Annotated in this window: 18 protein-coding genes; 2 read left to right on the plus strand and 16 right to left on the minus strand. The window is 71.4% G+C overall.

Annotation, left to right across the window (positions count from 1 at the left end):
* Positions 1 to 30: 30 nt before the first annotated feature.
* The 6 genes from ACZ43N_RS21430 to ACZ43N_RS21455 all read right to left on the minus strand — a co-directional run bounded on the left by ACZ43N_RS21430 (position 31) and on the right by ACZ43N_RS21455 (position 8,815).
* Entirely contained in the window at positions 31 to 1,125 is a 1,095-nt protein-coding gene (locus ACZ43N_RS21430) for an ABC transporter substrate-binding protein (RefSeq protein ID WP_468099430.1), read from the minus strand.
* A gap of 448 nt (positions 1,126 to 1,573) precedes the next feature.
* The gene (locus ACZ43N_RS21435) at positions 1,574 to 4,492 is read right to left on the minus strand and encodes a glycosyl hydrolase family 95 catalytic domain-containing protein (protein ID WP_468099432.1); all 2,919 of its coding nucleotides are present in this window, start codon (positions 4,490 to 4,492) and stop codon (positions 1,574 to 1,576) included.
* Positions 4,493 to 4,607: 115 nt separating this feature from the next.
* Positions 4,608 to 5,192 (minus strand): TetR/AcrR family transcriptional regulator, encoded by a 585-nt coding sequence (locus tag ACZ43N_RS21440; protein ID WP_468099433.1) that lies wholly within the window; start codon positions 5,190 to 5,192, stop codon positions 4,608 to 4,610.
* A 51-nt stretch (positions 5,193 to 5,243) separates the two neighbouring features.
* Positions 5,244 to 5,726, minus strand: coding sequence for a hypothetical protein (locus ACZ43N_RS21445; RefSeq protein WP_468099434.1), 483 nt, complete (start codon positions 5,724 to 5,726; stop codon positions 5,244 to 5,246).
* The gene (locus ACZ43N_RS21450; protein WP_468099435.1) at positions 5,719 to 7,647 is read right to left on the minus strand and encodes a primary-amine oxidase; all 1,929 of its coding nucleotides are present in this window, start codon (positions 7,645 to 7,647) and stop codon (positions 5,719 to 5,721) included. Before ACZ43N_RS21450 ends, ACZ43N_RS21445 begins: the two co-directional genes overlap by 8 nt.
* Positions 7,648 to 7,828: 181 nt before the next feature.
* On the minus strand, positions 7,829 to 8,815 hold the full coding sequence (locus ACZ43N_RS21455) for an AraC-like ligand-binding domain-containing protein (protein ID WP_468099436.1): 987 nt from the start codon (positions 8,813 to 8,815) through the stop codon (positions 7,829 to 7,831).
* A 418-nt stretch (positions 8,816 to 9,233) separates the two neighbouring features.
* Here ACZ43N_RS21455 and ACZ43N_RS21460 point away from each other — a divergent pair, with 418 nt between their 5' ends.
* Positions 9,234 to 10,724, plus strand: a complete 1,491-nt coding sequence (locus ACZ43N_RS21460; protein ID WP_468099438.1) for an APC family permease — start codon at positions 9,234 to 9,236, stop codon at positions 10,722 to 10,724.
* 61 nt (positions 10,725 to 10,785) lie between these two features.
* Here the strand turns inward: ACZ43N_RS21460 and ACZ43N_RS21465 are convergent, their stop codons facing one another.
* From ACZ43N_RS21465 to ACZ43N_RS21510, 10 genes are all read right to left on the minus strand, one after another.
* Complete coding sequence (locus tag ACZ43N_RS21465; protein ID WP_468099439.1) at positions 10,786 to 11,220, minus strand: carboxymuconolactone decarboxylase family protein; 435 nt, start codon at positions 11,218 to 11,220, stop codon at positions 10,786 to 10,788.
* The gene (locus tag ACZ43N_RS21470; RefSeq protein ID WP_468099440.1) at positions 11,217 to 11,555 is read right to left on the minus strand and encodes an NIPSNAP family protein; all 339 of its coding nucleotides are present in this window, start codon (positions 11,553 to 11,555) and stop codon (positions 11,217 to 11,219) included. The genes ACZ43N_RS21465 and ACZ43N_RS21470 overlap by 4 nt, the downstream gene beginning before the upstream one ends.
* Positions 11,552 to 13,234 (minus strand): bifunctional 3-(3-hydroxy-phenyl)propionate/3-hydroxycinnamic acid hydroxylase, encoded by a 1,683-nt coding sequence (locus ACZ43N_RS21475; protein WP_468099442.1) that lies wholly within the window; start codon positions 13,232 to 13,234, stop codon positions 11,552 to 11,554. The genes ACZ43N_RS21470 and ACZ43N_RS21475 overlap by 4 nt, the downstream gene beginning before the upstream one ends.
* A complete protein-coding gene (locus tag ACZ43N_RS21480; RefSeq protein WP_468099443.1) occupies positions 13,231 to 14,103 on the minus strand; it encodes an alpha/beta fold hydrolase in 873 nt (290 codons plus the stop codon). The genes ACZ43N_RS21475 and ACZ43N_RS21480 overlap by 4 nt, the downstream gene beginning before the upstream one ends.
* Position 14,104: 1 nt before the next feature.
* Positions 14,105 to 14,707, minus strand: coding sequence for an amino acid synthesis family protein (locus tag ACZ43N_RS21485; RefSeq protein WP_468099444.1), 603 nt, complete (start codon positions 14,705 to 14,707; stop codon positions 14,105 to 14,107).
* A gap of 84 nt (positions 14,708 to 14,791) precedes the next feature.
* Complete coding sequence (locus ACZ43N_RS21490; protein ID WP_468099446.1) at positions 14,792 to 15,319, minus strand: VOC family protein; 528 nt, start codon at positions 15,317 to 15,319, stop codon at positions 14,792 to 14,794.
* 2 nt (positions 15,320 to 15,321) lie between these two features.
* Complete coding sequence (locus tag ACZ43N_RS21495; protein WP_468099447.1) at positions 15,322 to 16,344, minus strand: WD40/YVTN/BNR-like repeat-containing protein; 1,023 nt, start codon at positions 16,342 to 16,344, stop codon at positions 15,322 to 15,324.
* Between the two features lie 100 nt (positions 16,345 to 16,444).
* The gene (locus ACZ43N_RS21500; protein ID WP_468099448.1) at positions 16,445 to 17,239 is read right to left on the minus strand and encodes an SDR family NAD(P)-dependent oxidoreductase; all 795 of its coding nucleotides are present in this window, start codon (positions 17,237 to 17,239) and stop codon (positions 16,445 to 16,447) included.
* 164 nt (positions 17,240 to 17,403) lie between these two features.
* Positions 17,404 to 18,924 carry an aldehyde dehydrogenase family protein gene (locus ACZ43N_RS21505; RefSeq protein WP_468099450.1) on the minus strand — a complete coding sequence of 507 codons (1,521 nt, stop codon included), beginning with the start codon at positions 18,922 to 18,924 and terminating at the stop codon, positions 17,404 to 17,406.
* 11 nt (positions 18,925 to 18,935) lie between these two features.
* On the minus strand, positions 18,936 to 20,525 hold the full coding sequence (locus ACZ43N_RS21510; RefSeq protein ID WP_468099452.1) for an acetolactate synthase large subunit: 1,590 nt from the start codon (positions 20,523 to 20,525) through the stop codon (positions 18,936 to 18,938).
* Between the two features lie 136 nt (positions 20,526 to 20,661).
* Here ACZ43N_RS21510 and ACZ43N_RS21515 point away from each other — a divergent pair, with 136 nt between their 5' ends.
* Positions 20,662 to 21,441, plus strand: a complete 780-nt coding sequence (locus ACZ43N_RS21515) for an IclR family transcriptional regulator (protein ID WP_468099453.1) — start codon at positions 20,662 to 20,664, stop codon at positions 21,439 to 21,441.
* Positions 21,442 to 21,575: the final 134 nt, after the last annotated feature.

Genomic DNA, 21,575 nt, shown 5'->3' on the forward strand with positions numbered 1-21,575 from the left:
GCGGTGCCGATCCGCCCCTCTCCCGTGTCCTCAGGACCGCACCCACTCCTGCCAGCGCTTGATCACGGCTTCCTTGTTCTCGACCCACCAGCCGACGTCGAGGTCGAAACCGGTGTAGAGGTGCTCCGGAGAGCTGGCCAGATCCGCGGCGGCCCTGGGCAGGTACTTGTACGCGGTCGGTACCACGGGGCCCATGGGGTAGATCTCGGCGAGGGCGGCCTGCACCTCGGGGCGCAGGGCGAAGTCGATGAGCTTGTAGGCGGCATCGGGGCGCCGGGCGCCGTGGGGGATGCCGAAGCCGTTGCTCTGCCGACGGGCGCCGTTCCACTGGTAGGCGAGCGGGGCGCCCCGCTGGATGAGATGGTTCGTGCGGCCGTGCCAGACCGTGGTGGCGGTGACCTGTCGGCGGTCCAGCAGCAGCCCCGGCGTGGCGCCGTCGTCCCAGAACTCGCGCACGGCGCCCTTGATCTCGTCCAGGGCCGCGAAAGCCCGGTCGATGTCGAGGGGGTAGAGCCTGTCTGCGGCCACACCGCCGGCGAGGAGGGCGAACTCCAACTCGGGCGGTCCCGCCTCCGGGCTCTGCAGGGAGCGGACGCCCGGAAGCACCTTGGTGTCCCAGAAATCGGCCCAGGACTCCGGTGCCCTCCCGTCGAACGCGTCGGTGCGGTACGCCATGACGCTGGCCCAGTAGTTCTTGCCGACGCCGTGGGAGGTGAGCAGGGACTGGGCGATGCCGGCCTTCCGCGTGCTCCTCAGCCGGTCGTAGTCGAGTTCCTGGGTGGCGCCGTCCTTCGCGAAGAGGGCCAGTGCGCTCATGTCGATGTCGATGAGGTCGGGCGGGTGCCCCTCCTCGATCCGGGCGAGGATCTGCGCGTACGCCGGGATGTTGACCACGTCGACGCGGATGCCGGTCTCCTTGCTGAACGGTTCGTAGACCGCCTTGCGGTGCGCTTCGCCGTAGGCGCCGCCGATGTCGCGGACGACGACGGTCCTGCTGTTCCCGGGTCCTCCGGTGTTCCGGGCGGTGGGGGTCCCGCACGAGGTGGACGAGAGGGCGGCGGCACCCGCCGTGACTGTGCCGATGCCTCGGAGAAACGTTCTTCGGTCGATTCCGGCGTCCTTCACCGTGTGCCTCCTGCGAAGCCGGATGCGGTGCCCGTGGACGGGACTGTGGGCGGGACGCCGCCGACGTTCGCGGCTGGGACGCGAGCCGGATCATGAGTCGGCCGGGGCGACGGTGAGCCCGGTCACGTCATGGTACGGCCATCCGACGTGATGCCCACATGGTTGTGCCCGGCATTCCCGGCGCAGCGGGGCGGACACCGCCGTCCGCCCTTGACCAGGCGGGTTTCCAGACACCGGGTGCCGGAACGAAGGCCTTCGTCGGCCCCTCCGCGTGGGACGGAGGTCCCTGGCGGCGCCCGGTGCGACGGTCGCGGCATCCGCGACACCTCGCGCGGGCGGCGGTCGGCAGTGCCTCGCGATCGCCCGCGCACCGCTGGGACGGCCCCGGCCGCCGCGCATGGCCGAGGCGACCGAGCAGTGCGACGCCGTCGCCGTCGGCGGTGATGGGTCACACGGCCACGAGCTGCCACTCCTGGCTGGTGCCGGTGCCGACGGGCTGCTGAACGACGCGGGCGCCCGCCTGCGTCGAGGCGCCGTCGACGTCCACGCACCAGCCGTTGCGGACATTGACCAGCCGATGGTGGCCGTCGCCCGCGTCGACGAGCCTCCAGTGCTGGTTGTCGCTGCCGGCGTCCTGCCACTGGATCAGCTGGGCGCCCCGGCCCGAGCCGCCGGGGCTGTCCAGCAGCCGGCCGCTGTGGCGGGCGGCCAGGCGGAATGAGCCGTCGGCCTCGGGCAGCAGTCGCCACTGCTGGTTGACGGCGCCGGACCAGCCCCACTGGATGATCCCGGCGCCGTCGGCGGTGCTCGCGCCGGGGACGTCGAGGACCTGGCCGCTGCGCCGGTTCACGATCCGGAAGAAGCCGCTGAGCAGGGAGACGGTGATCTCCGTGGGCCGGCCGGCGGCCAGCGACACCTTCCTGGCGTGGGAGCCGAGGGAGGACGGGGTGACGGTCGCCGTGGTCGACACGGAGGTCATGCCACGACGGCTGATCAGGGTGACGTCCTGGTCGACGGCGGAGGTCACGGACAGCGTGGCGGTCCGTGCGGCCAGGTCCCACGCGAGGCTGTGGATCCGGATGCGCCCACGGGCCCGGACCCCGGTGATCGTGCCCTTCGGGAACTGTTCGGGAAGGGCGGGGAGGATCTCCAGCACGCCGGGGCGGCTGTAGAGCAGGGCCTCGGCCAGCACGCCGGGGATGGCGTTGGCCGCGTCCGCGTTGTAGATGTCGAGATCGGGGTTGTGGGAGGTCATCAGCGACTTGAAGACCATGTTGTTGCCGAGGATCTTCCGCAGGTTCCCGTAGACCTGTCCGCCGTCCTTCAGCCGGGCCCCTGCCAGGGCCCGGTGGAGGCTGCCGTGCGCGGAGACGTTCTGGTCGCCGCGCAGTTCGAGGGCCCGCTTCGCCGTGCGGACCAGGGCGGGCTCCTCCTCGGGGTTGGCCTCGTGCAGCGGCCAGGCGCCGTACAGGTGCTGGACGTGCCGGTGGTTGTAGCGGTCGGTGAGGCTCGGCCAGGACCATTCGGCCAGCGCCCCGTCACCGTTGACGCGGTAGTCCGGGATCTTCTTCAGCAACGCCGTCCAGCGTGCGACACCCTGACCGGTGCCCTGCTCGACACCGAGGGCGTCGGCGGCGTCGATCGCGGCCCGCAGCGCGTGCTTGCCGGCCATGATGTCGCCGGTGGCGTTGACCGAGAAGCAGACGCCCGTGTTGCCGGGGGAGTTCTCCATGGAGAAGGAGGGCACGAAGACGGCTTTGCCGTTCGCGTCGGTACGGGTGAGGAAGTCCTCGTAGAAGAGGGCCAGTTCCATCAGTGCGGGGCCGAGTCTGTCCCGCAGGAAGGCCTGGTCGCCGGTGACCTCGTAGTACTCGAGCAGCGGGTACAGCAGCCAGTCGGCGCCACCGGTCCAGGTGTGGCCGGGGAAGTCGCCCCCGTTGAAGTGGAGCATGTGGCCGTATTCGCCGTCGGTGCGGGAGGGGGCGAGGAAGCCGCGCGCTCCGTAGAGGTTCTTGGCGTTGGTGCGCCAGTCGTCGAGCTGTCCGAGGATCAGGTCGAAGTAGCCCTGCATGGGCTCGGTGAGGTCGAGGATGTTGCCGCCGGCGACCTGGAGGTTGACGTTGGCGTCGGTGGTGAAGTCGTCGGCCCAGGCGGCGCCCCATGATCCCGCCCAGATGCCGGTCAGGCGGGGTGGCAGGATGCCGCTGGAGCTGAGGAAGAAGTAGCGGCCGGAGTCGTACAGCCGCTCCAGGAGCGCCGTGTCGATGACGCTGCGGTCGGCGTTCTGGCGGGCGATGAGTTCGCTGACGGAGAGCCGGTGGTCGGCGGCCGGGACGTTCAGGTCGAGGCGGGAGCGGTCGTAGAGGTCGGTGTGCAGGGCCGTGTGCCGTGCGCGCAGCTCCGCGTAGTCCGTGCCGAGCGCGGCCAGCCGGCTGTGCAGCGGCTCGGAGTCCCAGCCGGTGGACGACTCGTAGCGGTCCAGCTTCGTCAGCAGCAGCACCTTGGCCGCCCTGGCCACCACGATCGTGGAGCCGCTGACGGTGACCGTGGCGCCGGCACCGGAGGCGACGACACGGGTGACGCCCTCATAGCCGTAAGCGCCTTGGTCCGAGGGGTAGGTGCCACGCAGATTCAGGTATCCGGAGCCCTGGGCGACGGTGGCGCGCGTGGTGAAGCTCAGGCCGGCGGGCAGTCCGTCGAGCGCGGTGTGGACGCTGAGTGTCGTATCGACGGTGCGGCCGGCAGCGGGTGTCAGCTCATGGACGATCACGTTGTCGGCGCGTGAGACGAACGCCCGGCGGGTCCAGGTGCCGTACTGGTCGGTCCAGCTGGAGCTCACCTCGCCGGTGCGGAAGTCGGTGACCCGCCCGTAGTCGCGGACCGCCGTCATGCCCGGGGTGTCGATGCGCAGCTCGTACGCCGGGTGGTACGACTGCGTCCAGCGCAGGGACCAGCCCGCGGCGAAGTCCCGGTTGGCCCCCGTGTAGTCGCCCGCGAGTGCCTTGTCGCGCGCGTCTTCCAGACGGCCGGAAATCACCGGCGGCTTCACGTGACGGGTGCCGTTCGGCAGTACCAGCCGATGGTGGTTGAGGACCACCTTCTCCAAGGCGGGCGCACCGTACAGCACGGCACCGTGCTCGCCGTTGCCGGTGAGGAAGCCGTCGGTCCAGGCCGAGGCGGGGGAGGTGTCGTAGATGCCCCGCTCGGGGAGCGTGATCTGCGGTGGGACGGCCGCTGCCGCCCGGCCGGAGAGCACACCGCCGGGCACGGCTGCTGCCCCCGCAGTCAGGGCGGCGGTGGCGAGGAAGGTTCTGCGGCCGAGGGGGCTGCCCGGCTCGGCGAAGCCAGGACGATCACTTAGGGACATGGGATGAATTTATAGAGTTCATCCGTGACCATGTCCAGACCGTTAGGGAAAGGTCGGTGGGGTAAGGGGCAATCAGGACGTTCATGGGATGAATCGTGGATGGCGGCCCTACTTCCTACAGGGAGGCCAGCAGGCCGTCGAGCGCCGCCCGTTGGTGGTCGGGCGTCGTGGTGTGCGGTACGAGCAGCGCGTTGACCTGGAAACCGGCCAGTGCGGCGAGCAGGACGTCGGCGCTCCGCTCGTCCGGCGCGGTGCCCTGGATCTCGCCGGCTGCCCGGGCCTGGGCCAGGCATCCGGCCATGCGCTGCCGCCACCGGTCCACGGCGGTGACGTGGACGGCCGCCATGCGCGGGTCGTGCTGGGCCCGGCCCCAGAAGGCGACGACGACCCGGGCCTCCAGCAGCCGTGTCTCGTCCAGCGGCATGATCTCGTGGCACAGGCGGCGCAGCGCGACGAACCCGGTGGCGTCACCGATGACCCGCTCGGCCCGGGTGTCGGTGCTCTCGACGGCGTACTGGAAGGCCGCCTGGAGGATGTCGTCCTTGCCGCGGAAGTACGGGGCGAGTGCACCGTTGGCGTATCCCGCCTCGGCGGCGAGATCGCGCATGGTGACGGCGTCGAGCCCCTTGCGGGCGATCAGCGCCCACACCGCTGCGACGATCTCACGACGGCGTATGTCATGGTCGACGATCTTCGGCATGAGCCCGGCGACTCCCTTCCGGTGACGGGACCGGCTCCCTCCGGTGCCGGTTCACCATGCCATGGCCGTCATCGTCACGACCATGAGGACCGCCGCGGCGTCCTGCGGCCGGGCCACCGGGCCGTGCCCTTCGCGCAGTTGGCCGAACATGACGGTCCCGGTTCGCGTCGCCGCCCAGCAGCCGGCCACGAGCAACGCGAGTCCGCCGCTCCCCGTACCGGCACCGTGGTGCTGCCCGGCCGTCCCCGTCGGCAGGGTGGCCGCCACCAGGAGTGCCATCGTGGCGAGGTCGGCCGTCTCGGCGGCTCTGCCGCGCCCCGGGCACCCGGCACACAGACGCCACAGGGCGGCCGCCCCCACGACGGCGGTACCCGTCAGCACCGTCCCGCTCGATCGCCCGATCGGGAGGACCATGACCGCCATCACCGCCGCGACGACGACATGCGGGCCCCAGCCCCGCACCGGCCCCGGCAGATGACCGGACAGGCAGACCACCGCTGCCGCCAGGCCGGTCACCCCCAGCAGTTCATGCATCGCAGCAGCCGTGGGAGGCGGCCGCGCCGGGAGGGACGTCCAGCGTCGGGTTGCGGTCGAAGAAGCCGGTCGGCGTGAGCTTGAAGCCGGTGTGGTCGACGGGCATGACCGGCCAGTCCTCGGGGCGGGGTGCGTGGGTGAGGCCGAAGGTGTGCCACACGACGAGTGACCTGCCGTCGAGGGAACGGTCCGCGGCGGTGAAGGCGGGCAGGCCCGCGCCCCCGGGATGTTGGTTGACGAAGTCGCCGGCCGGGTAGCGCTCGGCTGGATCGTACGCGGTGACCCACAGATGCCGGGTGGCGAAGGCCGCGCGGGCGGCGATGGAGGAGCCCGGGTCGGCCAGCAGGGTCGGCCTGCCCTCCGGGTGGAGGGTGTAACCGACGGGCGCGCCGAGGGAGTTGAGCGACTCGGGATTCGAGATGTGCCAGACACGGCCGACGCTCACGTCGGCGTCCCGCTGGGCCTCCGACTCGGTCCGCAGCGGTGTGCGCCGGAGGGTGAACGCGTTGCCCCGGGGGTTGTCCGGCCCCATCGGCACCCGTACGACATCGACCTCCTCCACCTGGTTCCGGGTGCCGTCGACGGCCATGTCCAGGCGGGCGCAGAACAGATGCTGGTGGTAGGGGGCGCCGAGCCCCGGAGCGACCTCGGAGGCGTAGGGGTAGCCGTCTCCCGGATAGGCGGAGGGAAAGACGATGCCGGTGGCCTTGGCCTCGAACTCGATGGCGCCGTCAAGGTAGAGGTACCAGTAGAAGCCGTAGTCGTAGTTGCCGATGGTGGTGAAGAAGGAGAGCACCATCCGGCGCTGGCGGCGGGTCTCGGCCCGGCCGGTCCACAGGTCGGTGTGCTTCCAGAGGATGCCGTGATCCTCCTCGTGCAGGCAGATCGCGTTGCGGAGGGTGCGCGGCGCGCCCGAGTCGTCGGCGATGACCGCGTCCAGGTAGGTGATCTCGCCCAGGCAGTCACAGCCCAGTTCAAGGGCGTTCGCCATACGGCCGATCAGGAACTCGCCGGTGTCGAAGTAGTTCTGCCAGGAGCGCACCGGCGACGGGTCGGCATAGGGGACGACCATCTCGGCGATCGACGCGCGGTGGACGACGGGACGGTCGCGTCCCTTGTCGCGGTCGTGGAACGCGATCTGGTGGAGGACCAGGCCCTCGCGGGCGTCGAAGCCGATCCGCAGGGACCAGTTCTCCCACTCCAGGAGGTTGCCGTCGAGGGTGAAGCTCGACCCCTCGGGCTGGGTGATCTCGATGGGCTTCTGACTGGTGCGGCGGCCGGTGACCGCCGGGTCGCCGAAGTCGACGGACACATCGGGCAGCGGGACGGGATCGAGGTCGACGATCCGGTCGACGGTCTTGTTCAGTACGTCGACGTAGACGACCAGACCGTCGACGGGGCATCCCCAGGCGTAGTCCTTCGGGTGCTTCTGGACGAAGGCGAGGCCGCGCAGGACACGGCGTCCGGCCTCGTCCGGGTACTCGTCCGCGTAGACCCCGGCGGACAGCGGGGCGACGCGCACCAGTTGCCCGTCGAGGCCTCGTCGGGCGAGCGCCGCCCGCCACCCCTCGTCGGCGGCCACGATCTCCTCGATCAGGTCGAACTCCTCCTCAAGGATGGGGAGTTGTCCGTCCTTGGCGGCATCGAGGGTGCGGTCGGAGTCGATCGCGTGACGGGTCAGCGAGAGCACGACGTCATGTGCGGGCGCCCCCGCGGTGTCGTGCAGCATGACCCGCACGCGGCGGTCGACGGCGTCGCCCGGGGCGTACGCGATCAGCGCGTCCTTCTCCGGCTCCGCCAGACCGAGGTACGCGAAGCGGCTGGTGCCGGCCAGCAGACCTGCTTCGGCGAGGATCGCGCGGGCCGCGGTGATCTCACTCGGGGTGAGCGGCGCGAGGGGGTGCGGGACATGAGAGGTCATCGCGTTCCTTCCGGGGAGGCGACCGCCTTTTTTTCAACGTCCGTAGATGAAAAACGCGCGGTAGGTGTCCCGTCCAGAGCCCGGCAGCAGCTTTCCCGCCCGGAGCGACCCGCTCAGCCGGGTCCGTGCACGGACGGCCACCTCCGGTGCACGCGACGGTGGATCCGAGGTGAGGTGCCTCTCAACCGGCCGTGGGTGCGGGCGGCAGTGGTGCCGCCCGCAGACCGGCCCGCCGCCGGTAGTCCCGTGGGGTCTCGCCGTAGGCCGCCTTGAAGACCCGGGCGAAGTGGCGGCCGTCGAGCAGCCCCCAGCGCGCGGCGATGGCCGCCACCGGCTGGTCCCGGGTCGCCGGGTCGGCCAGGTCCCGGGCGCAGCGCTCCAGTCGCCGGGTGCGGATCCAGCCGGCGACGGTCATCTCCTCCTCGGCGAACAGCTTGAAGAGATAGCGCCGTGAGATCCCGTGCGCCCCGGCGATGGCGTCCGGCGTGAGATCCGGGTCGGCCAGGTGGCGTTCGATGTAGTCGCGGATGCGCAGTGTGGTCGCGAGATGGGGTGCCACCGGTGTCGTCCGGCTGAGCCGTTCGCACAGCAGAGCCGTGACGAGGGACACCGCCCCGTCGGCCAGCCGTGACACCTCGGGCCCGGCGCAGTGGGCGCTCTGCTCGGTCAGTGACCGCAGGAAGGGTGCCACGACCGCTCCGACACTCTGCTCGGGGGCCATCCTCTGCCCCGTCACGGCGCGCAGGGTCTCCGGCCGCAGGGGGATCAGCGGGCGCGGCACCAGCACCAGCACCGTGCTGAAGGGGCTCTCGTAAGTGAAGCCGTACGCGCGCGAGGTGTCGCACAGCGCCAGGTCACCCGGCATGAGCCGGCTGCGTACCCCGTCCTGTTCGATCACCGCGGTGCCCGAGACCTGGAGGGCGAGCTTGTAGAAGTCCTCCTCGTGCCGGGCGGCCGACGACTCCGTCCGGCGCACCCGCAACGGTCCCGCGCTCAGCGAACTCAGCCGCAGGGCGCCGACCCGGCCACTGGCGGCCGTGCCGTGGAAGACATCGGTGGTCGTCCGCGTGGTGTCCAGCGGCGCGACCATCAGACGGGACATCTCGTCGACCCAGAAGTCGAACCGCTCGTCCGGGGAGACCTGCTCGGTCGTCACGACGGTTCGCATGGACGCGCTCCATCCGGTCGGTGCTGCACCGCCACCGTATCGTCAACTCCCCGTCACCGGAAGATCGTTCGCGCCCCGGCGGGCGACCTCCCGGAGCACCGCCCCGTGCCCCCGCGACGACCCCGCGGAGCGGGCGTCAGTGCCGCCTCCATGCATCCAGTGGCGAAAGCACGTGCACGGCCGCGCACCCTCCCGTGGCCCGGTTGGCAGGACAGTGTCCCCCATCCGATCCGCACGGCGGTCACCGGAAGCCGACGCGATCCCGGCGACAGCGTGGCCGCCTCCGGGCGGGTCCGCACGCTGCCGCCCGCGCCGCAGCGCGACCTGACCCCGACGCCCCTCCCCGTGCGGCGTCTGCCGTCCGGATCCCGCGCCGTGTTCCCCCGCGGGCGCGCTCCACCCCATCAAGGAGTCCCTTTTGTCCCAGCAGTCACGCGATCCCGGACACCGCACGCACCTACGCCGTGGTGCGGTCGGTGTGGCCGGCATCCTCTTCTTCGTCCTGTCCGCGCAGGCCCCCCTCACCGGAATCGTGGGCACGTTGCCGGTGCCGCTCGGCCTGGGCAACGGCGGCGGGGCGCCGGCGGCGTACCTGGTCGTCGGCGCCGTCATCGCCGTCTTCGCCGTCGGGTTCATCACGATGAGCCGGCACGTCACGGACGCGGGGGCCTTCTACACCTATGTGACACGCGGGCTGGGCGGGACCGTCGGAGTCGGCGCGTCGCAGACCGCCCTGCTGTGCTACGGCGCCACCCAGGCGGGCATGTACGGCCTGTACGGCGTCGTGGTGAAGGGCCTGTTCCGGCAGTACCTCTCCGTCGACCTGCCGTGGTGGGTCTGGGCGGTGGCGACGATGGCCCTCGTGCAGACACTGGGCTCGCTCAACATCGAACTCGGCGCCAGGCTGCTGGCGTTCCTCGTCGTGGCCGAGAGTTCGCTGCTCGTGGCGTTCGCGATCCATGAGTTCGTCACCGGCGGAGGCCCCCAGGGGCTGGACATCACCGGCAGTTTCGCACCGTCCGCGTTCTTCGCCGGCGCACCGGGAGTGGCCCTGACCTTCGCCATCGCCTCTATGATCGGCTTCGAGTCCGCCGCCATCTACGCGGAGGAGGCCAAGAACCCCACCCGCACCGTGCCGCGGGCGACCTATCTCTCCGTCGTCGTGATCTCGCTGTTCTTCAGCTTCGTCTCCTGGATGGTCGTCAGTCACCACGGCGCGGACAACGTGCGGGGTGTCGCCCGCACCGCTCTCCGGAACGGCGACGCCACCGCGGTGGTCCTGGCGCCCGTGACCGACACCCTCGGCCCGTGGGCCACCGACACGATGGCCGTCCTGCTCGCCTCCTCACTGCTCGCGGGCATCCTGGCGTTTCACAACGCCATCAACCGCTACCTCCATTCGCTCGGCGCCACGGGCGTCCTGCCCACCCGGCTGTCGCACACCAACCGTCACGGGGCGCCCCACATCGCCGGACTGACGCAGACCGTGCTCGCCCTCTGCATGGTCGTACCGTTCGCCCTGGCCGGCGCCGACCCGGTGGTCACCTTGCTCACCTGGGGCGGGGGAGTGGCCGTGCTGTCGCTGCTGGTGCTCTACATCCTCACCTCGCTCTCCATCGTCGCCTTCTTCCGGCGGACCCGCCTGGACACCCGCCCCTGGCACACGCTGATCGCGCCGAGCACCTCCGTTCTGCTGCTGCTGGGCGTCATGATCATGGCCATCGCCAACTTCCCCACCCTGATCAGTGCCTCCGGCACCACCGCGCTCCTCCTGGAGCTCGGTGTGCTGCTGGTGTTCGCCGGCGGTCTCGTGCTGGGCGCCGTACGGCGCGCCCCGGGCGGCACCGGACGCCGGGCGGGCGCCCGTGAGGAGGAGCCGACCCCGCACGAGGTGCCCTCCTCCCTGTGAGGCTCCCGCATGCCGAAGGGGCGGTCTCCGGGGAGACCGCCCCTTCGGCATGCCGCTGCGCTCACCCCGCCGCGCCCGAACCGCCTTCCCCGGCGGTGGTGTCCGGCTCGATGCCGACGGCGCCGACCGTCTCCCGCCAGGCCTCCAGCCCGGCCTGGAAGGCGACGATGCCGGCTTCCGGCAGGGCGATCTCGATCGCCTCCAGGATCTCCCGCGGGGTGACCCCGAGGTCGAGGGCCACCCGGATGTGGCTCTTGATGTGGTGCCGGTCCGCCCTCATCACGGTCAGGCTGAGGATGAACAGCAGTTCCTTGGTGCGGCGGTCGAGACTGCGGGGCGCCAGATAGGCCGCCCTGACCAGCTCGTTCGTCGCCCGCAGGACATCGAAGTCGTACCGCGCCATGACCTTGTGGTAGTCGAGGACGTACCCCCGGTCGCGGGCCATGGCGTCGATGTACTCCTGAGCGTCCCGAGCGGGGACGGGATCGGTGGTCATACGCGGCCTCCCTCGTACGGGCAGACGTGGACGTGGTGGATGGCGGGGACGAGGAGCCGGTTGGTCTGACGCACGATCAGCTCCCGTACACGGCCGCGGAACGACGCGAACTCGTCGTCGTCCGCGAGTGCGGCGCGTCTCTTGGCGCGGTCCTCCAGGCTCTCGAAGCCCCAGAAGTAGACCAGAGTGTTGAGGTCGCCGACCTCGGTGGTGCAGCAGCCGAGCAGGTTGCCGAGGATCCGGACCTGGGGCTCTCGGCCGTACTCCTCCCACAGCCGGACGTAGTGTGCCGCCGCGCCCGGCTTGAGGAGGTAGTCACGCTGTTCGATGATCACGGGGCTTCTCCCTCCGGGACGGGCACCGAGCGCCAGGCGTCCTTGGGTTCCGCGGTCCGCGACGGCGCGACCAGCCGTTCGAAGGCGTCGGTCACCGTCCCCAGGTCGCGGGGCTCGGTCAGGGCCGCGAGATACCGGTCGGGCCGGACGACGGCGATGGCGCCCTCGTGCACCGCGAACCAGTCCCGCAGGGCACCGTCGATGTCCTCCACCGTCACCGAGCCGGTCGTCGACGTGCACCGCTCGGCACGGGACCGGCCCGAGCGGGACTCGACGACGGTGAGGTACCGCGTGCCGATCCGGTCCCAGAAGGCGCGGCTGTCGGGGTTCAGATGAACGAGCGGATCGGTGCCGTAGCCGACGAGGGCGAACCACTCGCCGAGCGTCTCGTCCAACGGAAGGACCCGCCCGTCGGCCGTCTCCACCCTCGGCTGGATGAACATCCGGCCCACCGGGGAGTTCTTCCGCGTGGGCCGACGGCGGTGCAGCATGATGCCCTCGGTGTACCGGGGGACCGGCTTGAACCTCATGTGCACCAGCCAACTGCGCACCGGCGGCGCCACGGTGAGTCCGCGCACCAGGGTGTCGCGCGCCCGGGCCACCGTGGTGTTCGTGGGAGCGAGGAACCGGCCGATGGCGTCGGACAACTTCACCATCGAGCGGGCGTGTTCGCGCCGCTCGGTGTCGTAGGTGGCGAGGATCCTCGGATGGGCGCGACCGGTGACGACCGCGGCCAGTTTCCAGGCGACGTTGGTCGCGTCCCGGATGCCGGTGTTCATGCCCTGCCCGGCCCAAGGCGGCATGAGATGGGCGGCGTCGCCCACGAGACAGATCCGGCCGTCCACGAAACGGTCGGCCACACGCGAATGGTGCGTGTAGACGCGGGCCCGGATGATGTTGAGCGCCGCGGGATCGGGGACGTGCCCGTACAGGAGTTCGTGCACCTTCTCGGGCCGGAGCATGGCTTCGGCGTCCTCGCCGGGGAAGAGCATGAACTCCCAGCGGCGGTAGTTGTACGGGAGGTCCAGGCAGACGTACGGGCGCTTGGGGTCGCCGTGCAGTCCCGTGTAGGGGGCGTCGAGGGGATCGTTGTCGCACTCGATGACCACCCACTTGCGCGGGTGGGTGTCCCCGCTCAACGGGATGCCCAGCTGCTCGCGGACGGTACTGCGCCCGCCGTCGGCGGCGACCACGTAGTCCGCGTGCACCAGCGCCCGCCCACCCTCGCGGCCGACGACGTGCAGGCGGGCCTCCGTGCCGTCCTGTTCCAGGCGCACCAGTTCGTGGCCCAGCAGGGACCGGACGTGGGGATAGCGGGTGAGGCCGGCACGGAGGGTGCGCTCGGCGAGCTGCTGCATGAAGATGTTCCGCCGCGGCCAGCCGAACTCCTTGGTGTCCGGACGGATGTCGGCCAGACAGTGGCCGTTCGCGGCGAACATCTTCAGCGGCACGTTCTGGATCATGTCGGCCAGCATCTCCTCGGCGAGCCCGACGCCCTGGAAGCTGCGCAGACACTCGTCGTCCATGCCGACCGCGCGTGGATAGTCGACGATCTCCTCGCTGCGGTCGATCAGCAGGGTGCGCACTCCGTAGAGGCCCAGGTAGTTGGCGACCGTCACGCCGACGGGTCCGGCGCCGACGACGGCCACCTGGGCACGGTGCACGACGGGATCGGTCATCGGACGGCCTCCGCGCTCCTGAGGAAACTGGTGACGTGGTGGTGGAAGGGTTCCGGGGCGTCGTCGTGCACGTAATGGCCCGCGCCCGGGACGTCCACCACCCGGATCCGAGGGTTGCGCCGCGTCATCGCGGCCGCCGTGGCGGCGGGGAGGAAGTCCGACTCGCCGCCGCGGACGACCAGCGTCGGACAGCGCAGTGCCTCGACGTACGGCCACAGGTCGACCTGGCGGGCCGGATCCGGGTCGAGGCGGGCCGCGGCGATGCCCGCCAGGTCGAACTTCCAGCGCCAGCGCCCCTCCTCGTCCGGTGCGAGGGTGTACCGCACCCTGGAGTCGAGGGCCTCTTCGGAGATGTTCGGCCGGATGCCGCGCCAGTACCGGCGGGCCGCCTCCCGGTCGGGGAAGTCGCGCGGGGTGTCCGCCACTTCCCGCTTGACGCGCTCGGCTCCCTCGCCGGACAGCGAGGAGCCGGGCCCGATGTCCTCGACGACCGCCGCACCGACCCGCTCGGGGTGGCGCGCCGTGTAGACGTACGTGGTGGCGCCGCCCATGGAATGGCCCAGCAGCACGAATCTGTCCAGGCCGAGGCGGTCGGCGAACTGCTCCAGATCGGAGACATAGGACCCCGTGTGGTACGCGCCGTGCGGGTCCCAGTCGCTGTCGCCCCGCCCGCGCGCGTCCAGAGCCAGGACGCGATAGCGGTGCGTGAGCCGCCCGGCCAGCGACTCGAACGTCCGGGCGTAGCTGCGCAGTCCGTGCAGCATGACGATCGGGGGCCGGTCCTCGTCGCCCCACTCGACGTAGTGGGCGCGCAGCCCGTTCAGCGTGAGGAAGCGGTCCCGCCCGACGGAGGTGGTGTCGGCGGCCATCTCAGCGCAGCCCGTCCAGGCCCTGGACCTCGTCGGCGCCGATACCGCCCAGCCGGGCGTGCAGCCGGCCCCGGGTGGCGAACGCGAACACGACGACGACCTCGTCCGGGTTCGGGGCGTCGGAGAAACTCACCGTGATGGTGTCGTAGTGCGAGCGGACATAGAGCGCGTCCTTGTGGGCCAGTGGAACGTCGAGGACCGTGCCGGGTCCGCCCCGCTTGCCCGTCGAGGGCACCCATGCCTTACCGCCGCCGACCGCCTCGCGCACCGGGTCCGCGAAGACGGCGGTGAGGAAGGCGTTGCCGTGCTCGTACTCACCGGCCGTACCGACCAGGCACGCCTTGCCGTAGCTCTCGATGGCGAGGCCGCCGGCCGCCTCCTGGACGCGCCTGCCGAACTCCTCACCCAGCTTCGGTGACTCGGCCACGATGTCGCCGAGGTCCTGGCTGAACCGTCCGGCGTAGGGGTTGTGGACGGCCGCCGCGATGACGATCTTGCGGACGGGCTCGCCGTCCGCGAGGACACCGGTCTCATTGGCGAGGGTGTCCTCGGTCTGGGTGAACCACTTGCGGATGTGGTACCCGGCGAAGTTGGGCTGGGGCATGGGTCTTTCCTCCGGATGCGGGGCGGTGACGCGGTGTGGGCACGGCGGGGCCGGGCCGGTGATGGGGGAGCGGGACAGGGGGCCCTAAGCGCGGAGCGGTTCGATCTCCACCGGTTCGCTGGGGGCGCCGTACAGGCCGAGGATGCGCTTGCCCTCCTCGTCGTCGGTGACCGTCTCGTGGAAGAACTCGAAGCGGTTGCCGTCCGGGTCGGTGAAGTAGAGACCGAAACCGATCTTGTGATCGGTGGTCTTCACCACGGGCACGCCCTTGGCGAGGAGCATCCCGTACAGCCGCCGCCACTCGTCGAGGTCGCCCTCCACCTCCAGCCCGTAGTGCTGGAGGCCGACGCCTCCGGCGACAGCTCCCTCCTCGGCGCGGATCAGGGCGATGTCGTGGTGCTTGCGGCCGAAGGACAGGAACACCCACTGCGGGCCGCGCGCGGTGACCTCCATACCGAGGACGTCCTCGTACCACGCGGCCGAGGCCTCCGGGTCGCGGACGAACAGCGACAGATGGGTCCGGCGCACCCTCGGCCTCACGACGTCCTGCGGACCGGCCGGGATCGGCGTGGGCTCCTCGTGCCGGGCGAGTACGCGCTCGTCGGGCTCCATGATCAGTGTCCTTCCGTGGTGGGAGCTACGGCGGGGGTCCACGTCACATCGGTGATCTCGCTGAACTCGCGCCACTCCTTGCGCCAGCTGCGCCCGGCGTCCGCGGAGCGCAGGAGATGGCCGTACTTCGTTCCCGCGAAGACCAGCTCCGGGTCGGCGGGGTGCGTGCCGAAGGCCCAGACGGTCGAGTTGGCGGGCGTGTCCAGGACGGTGTCCTGCCAGCTGCGCCCCAGGTCCTCGGAGCGCAGGATCCTGGTGGTGGTGCCGGGGGTGCCGTCACCGATGCCGAGCAGCAGGTCGTTGGTGCCGGGGAGCTGCCTGACCAGCCGGGTGTAGTAGATGCCGAACGTCTCGCGGGAGTCGGTGCGGGTCCAGGTGACTCCGTCGTCGTGGCTGACGAAGAGCGCGTTGACGACTGCGACGACGATCGTCTTCGGCGGGCCTTCGAGGACGACCACGCAGTGCACGTCGGAGTTGGTCACGCCCTGGGGCAGGGTGGCCGGAGTGCCGTCGATCCGCTCCCAGGTCTCACCCCGGTCGCAGCTGCGCCACAGGCCGCCCTCCTCGATGCCGAACCACATGTTCTTCGGTTCATGGCGGTCCACGACGCACGTCAGGATGCGAGGGCGGTTGACGCCCGCGCAGAACTCCGGGATCTCCGGCGGCAGTTGTTCCCAGGTCGCCCCGCCGTCCGTGGTGCGGAACATGGCGGCCCGCGAGGGGGCGCCGGTCCCGGCGAGCATCGTGTCCGGGTGGGTCGGGTCGATCGCCAGCGACCAGATGGTCCGGTCGTTCATGGGGGAGTCGACGCGGTGCCAGGTGACGCCGGCGTCGCCACTGCGTACGAGTCCCGCGTCGGCTCCGGCGAAGACGACCTCGGGCTGTTCGGGGTGGACGGCCAGGCAGCGGACGACGGCGTCGAACTCCAGGGCCTGCCCGAGTCCTAGACGCGACCAGGTGGCGCCGTCGTCGGAGGAGCGCAGGACGCCCTGACCGGCGGTGGCGACCAGGATGGTGCCTTCCATGCGTGGGTTTCCTTTCGGAACTACGGAAACGAACGGGTGGGGGAGGGAAGGGGAAGGGGGTGAGGAAGGTGACGAGGCGAGCGCAAGAGGAGGCCGGGGATCAGAGGAAGATGCCGCGGGTGAGACCGCCGTCCATGCCCAGCGACTCACCGGTGATCGCGGCGGCCCGGGGGGAGGCGAGGAAGCAGACGGCCTGGGCGATCTCGTCCGCCTCCAGGACCCGGCGGATCGGTGTGCGGGCGACGAAGTCCGCCTCGACCTCGGCCGCGGTGATGCCGCGCTTGGCGGCCTCGTTCTCGTACAGCTCATGGATGTGCTCGGTCTCCACCACACCGGGATGCAGGGTGTTGACGGTGACGCCGGACGGGCCGAGCTGGTCGGAGAGGACCTTGGTGAGGTGGACGACGGCGAGGTTGCGCATACCGGACAGCGCGTGGCTGGAACGGCCGGTCAGCCCGCCGATGTTGACTATCCGGCCGTAGCCGCCCGCCCTCATGTGCGGGGCCACGGCCTGTGCGCAGCGGAAGTAGCCGACGACCTTGGTGTTGAGGTCGGCCAGCAGCAGTTCGGGGTCGGCCTCCTCGACCGCGTTGCGCACCAGCCCGGACGGGGCTGCGGCGCCGTTCACGAGGATGTCGACGCGCCCCAGATCGTCGGCCACGCGCCCCACCATGGCCCTTACGGACTCGGTGTCGTCGGTGTCCGACACGAGAGGGACGACCCTGCCGCCGGTCTCCGCCTCAAGTTCCTTGGCGGTGCGTTCCAGCAGGGGCAGTCGGCGGGCGGTGATGACGACGGTCGCGCCCTCAGCGGCGAGCGCGCAGGCGGTGGCCCGGCCGATGCCGAGGCTGCCGCCGGTGACGATGGCGGTCCTGCCGCCCAGTTCGAGGTCCATGCATGGCTCCACAGAGGTGATCGGGACGAGGGGGTACGGCAACGAGGAGTTACGGCAACGAGGGGGACGCGGCGGCGAGCGACGTCGGCGGGAGGCGGCTCGGGCGTACGGGGCCGGGTGGCCGGGCCCTCGTGGATTCGCTTGCCGATAGGTGACTTCGGACGTCAGCCGAGGTTGACCCAGACGCTCTTGACCTCGGTGTAGTGGTCGAGCACGGTCCGGCCCATCTCCCGGCCCCAGCCGGACTGCTTGAAGCCGCCGAAGGGCGACGCGGGATCCGTGAGGTTGTAGCAGTTGATCCACACGGTGCCCGCCTGCAGTTCGTCGGCGATACGGTGGGCGTGGCCCAGATCGGACGTCCAGATGCCGGCCGAGAGCCCGAAGGGCGAGTCGTTGGCCCGCACGACCAGATCGTCCACGTCCTCCCAGCTCATCACCGACAGCACGGGACCGAAGATCTCCTCCCGGACGATGCGCAGACCGTCGTCGGGCGCCACGAACACCGTCGGCTCGACGAAGTAGCCCCCGTCGTACGGCGCGTCCAGCCCTGGCCGCCCGCCGCCCGCGGCCAGCCGGGCACCCTGCTCCCGGCCGGCGGCGATGAACCCGGTGACCCTCTCGTGGTGCCGCGCGGAGACCAGCGGCCCCATCTCGGTGCCCGGGTCGCTGCCGGGCCCGACCACGATGCCCCGGGCGCGCTCCGCCACCGCGTCCAGCACCTCGTCGAAGATCCTGCGGTGAACGTACAACCGGGAGCCGGCCGTGCAGACCTGCCCCTGGTTGAAGAAGACGGCCTGGGCGGCGGCCTCGGCGACGGACTGGGGGTCGGCGTCGGGCAGCACGATGTTCGGGGACTTGCCGCCGAGTTCGAGGGAGACCTTCTTCAGGTTGCCCGCGGCGGCGCGGACAATGGCGCGGCCCGTCTCCGTGGACCCGGTGAAAGCGATCTTGTCGACCCCGTCGTGCGCGGCGAGGGCGGCGCCCGCCGAAGCACCGCGCCCGGTGACGACGTTGACGACACCGTCCGGCACCCTCGCCTCCTGGAGCAGCTCGGCGAGCCGCAGCGTCGACAGCGGAGTCTCCTCGGCGGGCTTCAGGACGACCGTGCAGCCGGTGGCCAGCGCGGGCGCGAGCTTCCAGCACGCCATCGACACCGGGAAGTTCCACGGCACGATCAGTCCGGCCACGCCCACCGGTTGCCGCGTGGTGTAGTTCAGCACCCGCAGCCCGCCGCGCGGCGAGACGGGGATGGTGCTGCCCTCCAGCTTGCTCGGCCATCCCGCGAAGTAGCGGAACAGCTTCACACTGGTGCCCACGTCCACGGCGCGCGCCACGGAGACCGGCTTGCCGTTGTCGCGGGACTCCAGCAGGGCGAGTTCGTCGGCGTGCGCCTCGATGACGTCGGCGACACGGTTCAGCAGTGCCCCCCGCTCCAGGGGGCTCATCCGCCGCCAGCCGGGATCGTCGAAGGCCCGGCGGGCCGCCGAAACGGCCCGGTCGACGTCGGCGGCGTCGCCGTCGGGAGCGGTGGTGAGCACGGTGCCGGTGGCGGGGTCGACGCTGGCGAACGAGCGGCCGGTGAGGGCCCCGACCCACTGGCCGCCGATGAGCATGGTCCGCGGCTCGGCCAGGAAGCGATCGACCGCCTCCACCGCGCCCGTGACCGGGTGTGCTGTGCTGTGCATGGCGGTTCCTCTCACAGGGCCATCTCGATGAGCTGCGGGCCGTCGGCGGCGAGCGCGCGGCCGAGAGCGCGCCGCAGCGCCTCGCCCGTCTCGACGCGTGTGCCGGGTACGCCGTAGGCCCGGGCCAGCGAGGGCCAGTCGAAGGCCGGTTCGTCCAGGCTGGTGAGCGCCGTCGCGTTGGGGCCCGGCCGGGCCTGCCCGTGCCGGCCGAGCTCGGTGCGCAGGACGTTGTAGAGGCGGTTGGAGGCGATGAGGGTGACCACGGGCAGCTGCTCCCGGGCCATCGTCCACAGCGACTGGATGGTGTACTGCGCGCTCCCGTCGGACTGGAGGGCGACGACCCTGCGGCCGGGTGCGGCGATCGCGGCGCCGACGGCCGCGGGCAGGCCCTGGCCGATGGCTCCGCCGGTGTTGGTCAGTGTGGTGTGGCGGGCGGCGTGCGACGAGGCGGTGAAGAAGGGGTAGCCGCAGGTTCCGCCTTCGACGGAGACGACGGCGTGTTCGGGGAGCAGCGCCGAGACGATCCGGCCGACCGACTGAGGCGTCAGCGCTCCGTCCGGGAGGCCTCCGTCGTCCGGCCGGGGAGGTGACGCCGGTTCGGGTGCCCCCAGGGTGTCCGCGAGGACCTCCAGAGCGTGGGAGCCGTCCTCCTCCGGTGTGCTCAGCACCTCCACGGTGTCCGGGGGGGCGAGCAGGCTCGGGATCCCTTCGTACCCGAAGTACGACACGGGTTCCAGGGCGCCCGCAAGCACGACCAGTTGGGCACCGGCCAGAGCCGCGACCGCCTTCTCCGGGAAGTAGGGGAGCCGGTCGAGGTCCGGAAGGCCGCCGCCGCGTTCGGCGGCGGCCGGGAAGGTCTCGCTGTAGAGCACCGCCCCGGTGGCGGCGGCGATCCGGGCGGCCGCACGCTGACCGCGCTCGTCGAGCGCCGTGCCGCCCAGCAGGAGGACGGCACGCTCCCCGGAGCGCAGCCGCTTGGCGAGGGAGTCGATGACCTCGCCCGCCACCTCCCGACGGCGCTGAGTGCCGGGCAGTTCGACGTCCACGGGGCCCTCCAGCACCTCCTGCTGGAAGTCGGCGGGGGCGATGAGGGTGGCCCCGCAGCCGGGCGCGGCGGTGGCGGCCGCGACAGCGCGGCCGGTCAGCTGGGCCAGCCCCGCCCCGGAGGCGGCGGTGCCGACCCAGCCGGAGACGGGCCGCGCGAGCGAGACGATGTCCGAGGTCAGGGGCGCGTCATGGGCGAGATGCCAACTGGCGTGGTCTCCAACGACGTTGAGGACGGGGGAGTGGGCCCGCCGCGCGTTGTGCAGATTGGCGATGCCGTTGGCGAAACCGGGGCCGAGGTGGAGCAGCGTCATCGCCGGTCGGCCGGCGATCCGGGCGTAGCCGTCGGCCGCGCCGGTGCAGACGCCCTCGAAGAGGCCGAGCACCGCGCGGGTGCCGGGGACCGAGTCCAACGCGGCGACCAGAGGCATCTCGGTGGTTCCCGGGTTGGCGAAGCAGACGTCCACTCCTGCGGCGAGCGAGGTCTCGACCAGGGCCTCCGCTCCGGTCATGCCGCCGAACCGGTTCGCCTGCCAGACGGTCGTGGCGTGGGTCATGGACTTTCCTCCGTGCACTATGCGCACCGTCCGTGCGTATAGTGCACAGCATCGACAGGGAAGGGCGTCGGCGTCAACCCCCGGAGGATGGGCGTCGGCCCCCGGGGCCGGCGGACCCGTGCCATACGCTGAACGCGTGAGCGGAACCAGGAAGGTGGTAAGCGGCGTGCGGGCAGAGGCCGCGAACGGCACGGACAACAGCGCGGACGGTGGGGGCGGGGAGGCGGTCAAGCGGCCCAGTCAGCCGCCGTCGCAGACGCTCGTCCGGGGTCTCGCCGTGCTGCGGGCCGTCGCTCACCAGCCCCGCGGCCTGACGGTCGCCGAGATCGCCGCCCGGACGGGACTGCACCGGACCGTCGTCCACCGCCTCGCGGGGACGCTGGCCGCGGAGGGGTTCCTGGCGAGGACCGCGGACGGCGCGTACGTGCCCGGGGGGGAACTGCACACGCTCGCGGGCACCTCGCGGCCGACCCTCGCGGAATTCGTCCAGCCGCTGCTGCAGCAACTCGCCGACCGGTACGGCGGTACGGCGATCCTGTTCTTCCCGGAACCGGACTGTGTCGTCGCCGTCGCCACGGCCGTCCCCCAGGACGCCGACTACCACCTCGCCTACCGCAAGGGCTCCCGTCAGCCGCTCGACCGCGGTGCCGCGCCGTGCGCGATCCGGGCCGGACGGGCCCCCGCCGACGACGACTCGGACGCCGTACGGGAGGCGCGCCGCCGGGGCTGGGTCGCCAGTCATGGCGCGGTGGAGCCGGGGGCCCACGCGGTCGCTGCTCCGTTGGCCCGTGACGGAGACGTCCTGGACGCCTGTGTCATGTTCGTCTCGCATCGGCAGGACCGCGTCGACGAGGCCACGCCGGACGTGGTCTCCGCCGCGCGAGCGGCCCGGGCCTTTCTGCTCGGGCCGAGGTAGGCCGCGGCCAGGTCGCTTCTTCTTGGTCAACGGCCGCCCCCGTCGGATCAGTTCGGCGGGGGCGGCCTCATTTGTGCCCGGCGGGCCTTGACACCCACCACGGGCCACCACACCATGTGCTTTCAACAAACGTA

This window comes from Streptomyces sp. NPDC030814 (genome assembly GCF_055572155.1).